Here is a 9,134-nt window from a genome sequence, read left to right as displayed (position 1 = left end):
CTGTCATACTTCCCCAGTTCTTCCAGCATCTGTTCTCTATTTTTCAAAAAAAGCTGGTCTGTTTCTATCTTCATCCGTTTCTCGTCTGATAGCTTACTTCCTGTCTGGACACAGATTAGAATATCCTGCAAAGCATGATCTCCATAAAACACATAGTGAGTATCATTTGTCGCCACTACCTTCAGACCGTGTCTCTGAGCAAGTGCATAGAGATCATCATTTAGCTTCTTCTGTTCTTTTACTCCGTTGGACTGTAGCTCTATATAAAAGTCATCCTTGCCAAAAATTGCAATATATTCATCTACTGCCTTGTCCAGATTTTCATTGCTTTCTCCATCTAATATTCTTTTAGACAGTTCTCCCTGCATGCACGCAGAAAGTGCGATTATCCCTTCACCGTGGCTTTTCAGCATCTCTTTGTCTATACGAGGTCTGTAATAAAACCCTCTGAGATAAGCTTCTGATGAAAGTTTCATTAGATTTTTATACCCTGTCTCATTCTTGGCCAAAAGTACCAGATGAAAGTTTCTGCCGGTTTTTTCCTCCATACCAAATTCCGAGAGATAAGCCTCCATTCCAACTATGGGCTTTATCCCCTTTGAAAGAGCCTTTTTATAAAACTCCACTGCCCCAAACATGTTTCCATGATCTGTGATGGCCATAGCCCTCATCCCCAGAATCTTGGCCCTGTCGAGGTATTCATCTATCTTCCCAACTCCGTCAAGGAGGCTATATTCCGTATGTAAATGCAGATGTACAAAATTATTCTTCATATGCATCACCTCCTATATTTTTCAGTTAGATTATACCTCATATATATTTTTTTTGCACTACATAGTTGCCCCATAAAAAGACCAACTAGAAAAAATTAAAAAGGTAAAATAAAGACCGCCTCATAAGTGGCGGCCTCATTACAAATAATTTTATGATCCTATATCTCTACAAAATAACCATAGCTCTTTAATATTTCCAGCACTCTCTGCCTGTTCTCTTCTCTCAAAAGGATATGAAAATTTTCAGCCTTCAGTATCATTTTTTTCAGTTCCTCATCTCTTCCCATGAGATTTACAAGCTCTTTATCTTTTTCCAGCTTAAGCACCACAATATCCTGTACCAGCTGTATGGATTCGGCTTTTTTCAGAAGACTATCAAAAAATTCATTCCATATTTCCGGAGTCTCATGAGATATTTTTTTACGGAACTCCTTTATTCTTCCCTTGAGTTCCCCTATATTCTCTATTCCCTTTAAGAAAGCCTCACTTGTAAACTTAAATTTATTAGGCCCTATCCTGTTAGATACCTTTTCAAGAAACATAATTTTTACAGGAGCTTCCCCTACAACACTCATAATAAGTCTGTCGTCATCCAGTAAGATTTCCGCCTTTTCCTTGGCATCTCCAAAGTCATAATCATCTACTCTTCCGAGGACATATCGCCCCAGTTCTGTCAGCTTTACATATTTCAGGCCGTCATACTTGCTGAGATACCCGCTCTTCATATATAGACCGTTACTAGAAGACGGGAGGTTGTAGTGAACCTCTAGAACTCCCAAAGAGGAAAGTATAAACAATACTGATTTTACAAATGGAACTATCACATAGTTGTGGTAGCCTTCATAGTTTGCTATTTTAGTTCTTCCGTAATTTGCTTCGTTTATATATACATAGTCATATACATCCTGTGGGTCTATTATCTCTATAAACTCATCCCTGTATGTAATGTATTTTATTATATTTTCTATGCTCACTATTCCGTCGTCTGGGAGTTCGTCTAAGACCTTTTTGATACTCTGGAGAGACCTCTTTATATTCTCTTCTTTTTTCCAGATATTTCTTAAACCCTTTAGATAATTCAGATAGAGACTGGTGTAATGATATCCCTCTCCTCTTACACTGGTTCCAGATAAAAAATCTAAAATAATCTTTTTGAAGTTTGTTATTTCAAAACTTTCACTCTCTAAATATTTCTCCTTCAGCAGAAAGAAAAATAGACCTATTGTTTCTGTCTTTAGGTAGTCTAGGTCTTTGCTGTCAGAATAAAACTCCTCTATATCGCAGTATTTATTCATATCCCTTTTGGATTCTTTCAGGACCTTCCCGCTAGATGATAAGGTTACATTCCCCTGCTTATAAAAACTGTAGTAAAGGGACAGCTTATAAGCCATCTCTTTCTCACTGTTTTTCTTAAATGCAGCCTCTATATTTTTTGCCCCGTGGATATAATAATCCGTCGGTTTCGGGAGAAATTTTCTTATCATTCTCACTATATCGTTGTTTATATAGAGATACCCGTTTTTTTTCCCGTCCTCTGCATACCGAAAGAATAGATATTCGTCCTTGAGGTCTTTATAAATATTATACCCCTCTTCATACACAGTATAATCTTCTTTATTTTCAACTGGATACTTCCCGTTCCAGGCTATATATTCCAAGATTCCTTTTACTTCATCATCGAGAGTGGCTATCACCTTGGTAAAAACCTCTTCTTTTGTAAAAGCCTGTTCCATCAGATCCAGAAAAGTCTGCTTGTTGGAATTTTCAGATATCAGAGATATTTCAAACAATCCGAGACTGCTTCCTATATATCCCTCTGCAATCCATTCTATAAAATATCTATTATAAAGTTTAAAAAGTGTTTCCTGAGAATAAAACTCGTTTAATGCGTGCATAAATTTTTCTTTGCTTATAGCCATAGTTTATCTCCCATCACAGAATTTCAAACCCGTTTAAAGTTTTCATTCAAAATATAACAAAATAACATGATTTTATCCTACTCACTTAAGATATATTCAATATCCTTTTCAGTAAGAGATTTTACAGAGGCACTGTCGCTGGATATTAATTTTTCAAAAAGACGACTTTTCTCCTCCTGCAGTTTGAGTATTTTTTCCTCTATGGTTCCTTTGGTTATTAGTTTATAAGAAAATACCGTTCTGTCCTGTCCCATTCTGTGGGACCTGTCTACAGCCTGGTCTTCTGCCGTCTTATTCCACCAAGGATCATATATGAATATAGTGTCTGCAGCTGTGAGGTTCAGACCCACTCCTCCTGTTTTCAGAGTCATTACAAACACCTTGCATTTCTTATCGCTCTGAAACTTCTCCACTAGAGACTGTCTGTCTTTGGTGGCTCCTGTCATATAAAGATGCTTTATATTATGTTTTTCCAGATCTTCACATATATTTTCTATGGATCTTATAAAGTTTGTAAATACCAGGATTTTATGCCCGTTATCCACGGCCTCTCTTATGTTCTCTATGAGTATCTCTCGTTTTGTAGATGAAACAAGACCATCTGTCTTCATCTCAGGACAGCTTGCAAGCTGTCTCAGTTCATTTAGGGCTTGTAAAATAAATATCTGACTCTTCCCTATACCGTGCTCTTTTATCTGATTGTGTATCAGATCATAGTAGAAAAGTCTTCTCTCATCATAGATCTTCTTCTGCTCGTCGTTCATCTCTACAAAGTGTACTTTTTCTATTTTATCAGGAAGGTCTTTCAAAACCTCTCTTTTGGTTCTTCTCAGTATAAATGGATATATTTTTTTCTTGAGCTCTTCTACGACCTCCATGTCGTTATCTCTTTGGATTGGGTTGGCATAAAAAGAGTTAAACTCATCTATACTTCCAAACATGGTAGGATTGAGGAATCTAAAGAGTGAATACAGCTCTCCAAGGTTGTTCTCCACAGGAGTTCCAGAAAGAGCCACCCTGTTCTCAGAATTCAGCAGCATTACCGCCTTGGTAGTCTGAGAATTTATATTTTTTATATTTTGAGACTCATCCAGAATAACTAGTTCAAACTCTATCTCTTTTAAAATCTTTATATCATTCCTTACTGTACCGTAGGTAGTAAGTACTATCTGAGATTCTTTGATATCATTGACATCTCTGTTGTTTCCGTAGTATATTTTTACATTTAGATTGGGATTAAACTTTTTTATTTCGTTTTCCCAGTTATAGACAAGACTTTTAGGCATAGCCACAAGACTTGGTTTCCTTGGTTTTTCATATATCCTAGAAAGAAGGGCTATGGCCTGGAGGGTTTTACCGAGACCCATGTCGTCAGCAAGACATCCGCCTATTTTATTGTCTATAAGGTAGCTCAGCCATCTGTATCCATAGTCCTGATACTCTCTGAGGACAGCTTTTATAGGCGGCACAGGTATAGGGTAATCTTTTAGATTATTAAATCCCATAAAGAGTTCCTTGCTTTTTTTCATCTCTCCGGAAAAAAGTTTATCCTCTATAAGCTCTTCCACAAGAGGTAGATCAAAAAAGGATACCTTGGCCTTCTCATCTTTTCTCTTAAAAATTCTTTCCAATTTTTCAATATATTTTTTATTTATAAGGGCGTTTGTACCGTCGCTCAGCACAATATACGAATCTTTTTTATATGCTTTCAGGACATCAAATATTGTAAATTTTTCCCCTTCTATTTCTAGCTCTACATCCCCCTCAAGGAAATCTATGGAATGCTGTAGATTTGCCACGAGTTTTGGTTTTACAGTTCTTATTCTGTATTTTTTCAGCTTGTCAGTACCTACTATCTTGTACTTACCAACCATCTGCAGGAGTTCCTTCGTTACAAATTCCTTGGCAAGTTTTTCCTGCATTATTATCAGATTCCCGTCTAGATAATAACCCTCTCTGAGCTTTAATTTTCTCTGGTGCTTTGTCAGCACCTTTACTACTTCCTCTATAGCCTCGCCTATGTTTCGAAGCTCTATATCACAAAAAAGTATTTTTTTCTCCATGTGATTCACAATGGCAGCAGTACTTATATTATACTCACTCAGAAAATCATAATTCATTGTGGAAACAGTCATCCCCACCTTTAGGTAAAGACTGTTGTCCCTAGAGATCTTCTCTATTATTATCTGGGGCTGTAGTTTTTTATCTTCTCCTGTCTCCATTGTATAATCCTGATAATCTATATCCAGATTGTCAAAGTAGGACATGGTAACTGTGAGAAAATTTTCAAGATCGTTTTTAGGAAACTGAGAATTAATTTCCATTGCACTTACAAAACTTTCCCCTATATCAGCTATATTATATATTTTCCTGTTATAAACTACTGTTCTTTCATTTATAAATTTAAAATCTTTATATTTACCATTTAAAAGCAAAAAAGAATTTAGTTTTTTACTTTCCTCTTCAGGACTTTCGATCTTAAGAGTCAGGCTGCTCTCTTCATGACTCCATTCTATATTCTCAAAATTTTCATCTACAAAATATCTGCTTTTTTTCAAAAGTTCCATAAGATGAGGGTGCTCACTTAAGTATATCCTGTCTCCGCAACTATCCCAGGATATTAAAAACAAACTGTTTTCCCTTATATGATCTATGCTTTTCAAAATCTCTCTCGTGTTTCTGTCATATTGCAGGGCTTCTACTTCGCAAAGTATTTTTCCATGCTCATCTACTGTATCTACATAAGCTCCTTTTTCATCAAAGGAAAGTCTAAAATATACCTTTTCTACTTTTATACCGGTTTTTTTTCTCTCTATATTTACTTTTAACTTTTCAAACATAAAACTTCCTTTCTATGATTTTAGCTAGACTATATTATATCAAAAAATACATTTTTTTACAAACTTCAAAAGCTTCCTGTAAAATAAAAATGAGCAGTCTAGGAGTATCCTAGACCGCTCATCATTTTTTTCATTTTTTATTCCAAACCTATTAGGCATCTTTGATCAAAAAGATTCGTCATAACTTCTGCTATACCATTAGAGTCATTATCCCCGGTAATCAGGTCAGCAGCTTCCTTCAGTTCCTCATAGGAATTACCCATTGCCACTCCTAGACCCGCGGCTTTTATCATTTCCATGTCATTGAGACCGTCTCCAAAGGCTATCACTTCATCTAGACTTATCCCCTCTGACTCCATGAGTTTTTTCAGTGTGTCACCTTTGTTCACTCCTTTTTTCATAACTTCAAGAAAAAAAGGTTTCGACGCTGTTACATGGACCTGACCATCTAGTTCCAGGATTATCTCTTCCCTCAATTCATCAAGTCTTTCTTTTTCTGAGATAAATAAAACCTTGGTTGAAAAATATTCCTCCAGATTTTCAAAATCAGACTCTTCCGGACTGAGTCCAGATATTTCCTCATAAATTTCACTTTCTTTGTTAAACGGGTCTTCAACAAGCCATTTTTCGTTTTGATAGAGATTCAGATGAATCCCCGTTCTCCTGGAAAGATCTATAAAATATTTTACCAGGTCACAACCCATGGGATATTCAAAAACAGTCTCCCCTAAGCAGGATACAACTTTAGCGCCGTTGTAGGCTATGACAGGGGTATCAAGGGCCAGGATGTCATAATAAGGTTTCAGAGAAAGATAGGTTCTCCCTGTTGCTATATAAACCTTACCCCCTATACTCCTAAACTTTTTAAGTACCTCGGCTGTTCTCACATCTATTTCCAGCTTTGAATTAAGAAGTGTCCCGTCCATGTCCAGTACCACAGCTTTGTATTTCATTAATTATGCCTCCAATTTTAAAATTTCATTAATCCTCATCCATATAATAACCCATCTCTTTAAGGAAAGGTTTTTTCTTTCTCCATTTTTCTTTCACTTTTACCCACAGATTGAGGTAGATTTTTTTGTTTAGAAGCTCTTCTATATCTTTTCTTGCTTCTGTCCCTACCTCTTTTAGCATTTCACCTTTGTTTCCTATTATTATTCCCTTTTGGGAGTTTCTTTCCACATAGATATTTATGTCATACTTGTCTTTTCCGTTGGGTCTTCTCTCTACGTCTGTTATCTCTATGGCTATAGAGTGAGGTATCTCATCCCTTGTCCTGGTAAGTATTTTTTCCCTTACGATCTCACATATGACTTTATAAGTAGGCATGTCTGTATACATATCCTCTGGATAATACATTACCCCTTCTTCCAGAAAAGGATTGATAGCATCTATGACCTTATACATTCCTATTGAATATTCTGCAGAAAGTTCTACTATTTTGTCAAAGGTACCTAGTTTTTCCTCTATCTCTTCTTTTTTTGCTACTAACTCTTCGTCGCTCATCTTATCTATTTTATTGATAATCAGTATCCTTGGAGTTTCCTTGGCTTCCAGGATTCTGTCCATTACATACTTATCTCCAGTGCTTATCTCCTGACTTCCGTCTAAAACAAACATTATAACTTCTACCTCTCTCAGAGATCTTACAGCCACATTGGTCATGTGTTCTCCCAAAAGATGCTTAGGCTTGTGTATCCCAGGGGTATCTATAAATATATACTGATTTCCGCCATGGTTTAATATCCCCTTTATAGAGTCTCTTGTTGTCCCTGCTTTGTCAGATACTATTGCCACTTTTTCATTTACCAGTTTATTTGTTAATGTGGACTTCCCCACATTAGGTCTTCCTACTACTGCTATAAATCCCGATTTCATATATCATTCCTTCCTATTTATCGCCTATTGCGATTTTCATATATAATTCTCTTATTTTATCTAGGTTTCTCGTTATATATACTCCTGTTCCCTCTAGCTTTTCAAGATGCATTTTATCTTTGACTTCATCCATCCCGCTGTCCAGGTATTTTTTTGCCAAGGTATTCCTCAGCATATTGGGATATACATTCTGGTTCACCCCTGCTTTTTGACCATATTTTTTAAATCTCGCACCGAAATTCTGTCTGGTCACTCCCTGAAAGAGAAAATCATCCCCCTCTTTCATTATCTCTTTTCCATCAACTTCAACAAATAACTTTATTTTTTCAGAAAGCTCCGCCCCTATTTCTATGAAATGAAGCCTGTTGTTCTTCACATACTTTATTTTTTTATAGTCAGTTGACTGAAGGTCATTTATTTTTATTTCCAAAACCTCTGATATGAGAAGTCCACTCTGAAGGAGGAGCTCTATAACCAGCTTATCCCTTTTCCCCTTAGCACTATTCCCACACTGGTCCATTATCCGTCTTACCTCTTCCCACTCCAGTGTTTCCGGCATCTGTGTAGTGGGTTTCACTGGTTTCAGACCCTCTGTGGGAAGTTTTTCCACAAGACCTTTTTTGTAAAGGTACTTATAAAATGCCCTCAGAGACACGAGTTTCCTGTAGATACTGTTTTCAGAATACTCCTTTTTCATATTCTCTATAAAGGACATAACGTCTAGGTCTTCTACTGCCACATAATCTTTCCCCATCAAAAAAACCGTAAAATCCTCCAGGTCCTTTCTGTATGCCTCTATACTGCTCTCTGAAAATCCTTTTTTGTCTTTTATAAATGCGAGAAACTCTATCAATAATTCTCTCATAACGACCACCTAAATTTCATCTAAAATTTCTTTGGCGTGCTTCAGCACCGCCTCTGTTATGTTTTCTCCAGCAAGCATCCTTCCGATCTCCTCTATACGCCCCTGATAGTCAAGCTCCCTCACAGTGGTTATGGTTTTATCTGTGAGAGTTTTTTTCTCTATATAAAACTGCTGACTGGCCTTCGATGCTATTGCAGGAGAATGAGTTATACACACCACCTGAGAATTACTTCCTATATCTTTTAGCTTACTGGCGATTTTTCTCACAGTTTCTCCGCCCACCCCTGTATCTATCTCATCAAATACCAGGATAGGCACATTGTCTACCACAGAGAATATGGATTTAAGTGCCAGCATTATACGGCTTACCTCACCGCCAGATGCTATTTTAGAAAGGGGTTTCGGACTCTGACCCTTATTGGTTGTGATGAGAAATTCCACCTGGTCAGAACCGTTTCGTCCCATTCCCTCTATACGGTCAAAGGACATCTCAAACATACTGTCCTTCATGTTCAAGTATTTCAGTTCATCTTCCATCTTGCTCTCTATAAGAGCTGCACTCTTTTTTCTGGATAAGCTTAGTTTTTCAGCATACTCGTTGTACACTGCAGTTAGCTCATCTCTTTCTTTGATGAGTTTTTTCTCTTCGAAGTTACTTTCATGAAGTGTATCCAGTTTTTTCTGAAGATCGTCTCTGTAGTCCAGTATCTCCTCTATGGTGAAGCCGTACTTTTTTTTCAGTGAATTTATCTTGTCCAGCCTGTCCACAAGTTCGTTCAGCCTGAATTCGTCAGTATCTGTATCCTCTTCCAGGTTTTCTATTATATATACCACATCTTCCAGGTCATAATAGATCTTT

6 protein-coding genes and 1 pseudogene are annotated in these 9,134 nt (G+C 36.9%); all 7 read right to left on the bottom strand.

Translation table 11 applies throughout. From position 1 onward, the window contains the following. Positions 1-773: PHP domain-containing protein (locus ABZA26_RS02840; RefSeq protein WP_372713011.1), on the bottom strand; the 773-nt coding region annotated here is incomplete at its 3' end. Between the two features lie 158 nt (positions 774-931). Then, a complete protein-coding gene (locus tag ABZA26_RS02835) occupies positions 932-2,692 on the bottom strand; it encodes a hypothetical protein (protein ID WP_372713010.1) in 1,761 nt (586 codons plus the stop codon). 77 nt (positions 2,693-2,769) lie between these two features. After that, positions 2,770-5,532, bottom strand: a complete 2,763-nt coding sequence (locus ABZA26_RS02830) for a DEAD/DEAH box helicase (RefSeq protein WP_372713009.1) — start codon at positions 5,530-5,532, stop codon at positions 2,770-2,772. Between the two features lie 137 nt (positions 5,533-5,669). Continuing rightward, positions 5,670-6,485 (bottom strand): Cof-type HAD-IIB family hydrolase, encoded by an 816-nt coding sequence (locus tag ABZA26_RS02825; RefSeq protein ID WP_372713008.1) that lies wholly within the window; start codon positions 6,483-6,485, stop codon positions 5,670-5,672. A 28-nt stretch (positions 6,486-6,513) separates the two neighbouring features. Beyond that, a complete protein-coding gene (gene era / locus ABZA26_RS02820) occupies positions 6,514-7,410 on the bottom strand; it encodes a GTPase Era (protein ID WP_372713007.1) in 897 nt (298 codons plus the stop codon). 13 nt (positions 7,411-7,423) lie between these two features. Then, positions 7,424-8,275 (bottom strand): tyrosine-type recombinase/integrase, encoded by an 852-nt coding sequence (locus tag ABZA26_RS02815; RefSeq protein ID WP_372713006.1) that lies wholly within the window; start codon positions 8,273-8,275, stop codon positions 7,424-7,426. 9 nt (positions 8,276-8,284) lie between these two features. Next, positions 8,285-9,134, bottom strand: a pseudogene (locus ABZA26_RS02810) (DNA repair protein RecN); the annotation flags it as partial.

It is taken from the genome of Ilyobacter sp. (assembly GCF_041583315.1).
Taxonomy (GTDB): domain Bacteria; phylum Fusobacteriota; class Fusobacteriia; order Fusobacteriales; family Fusobacteriaceae; genus Ilyobacter.
The sequence above is the reverse complement of the archived record's forward strand: the minus strand, read 5'-3'. Positions and strand labels throughout refer to the sequence as shown.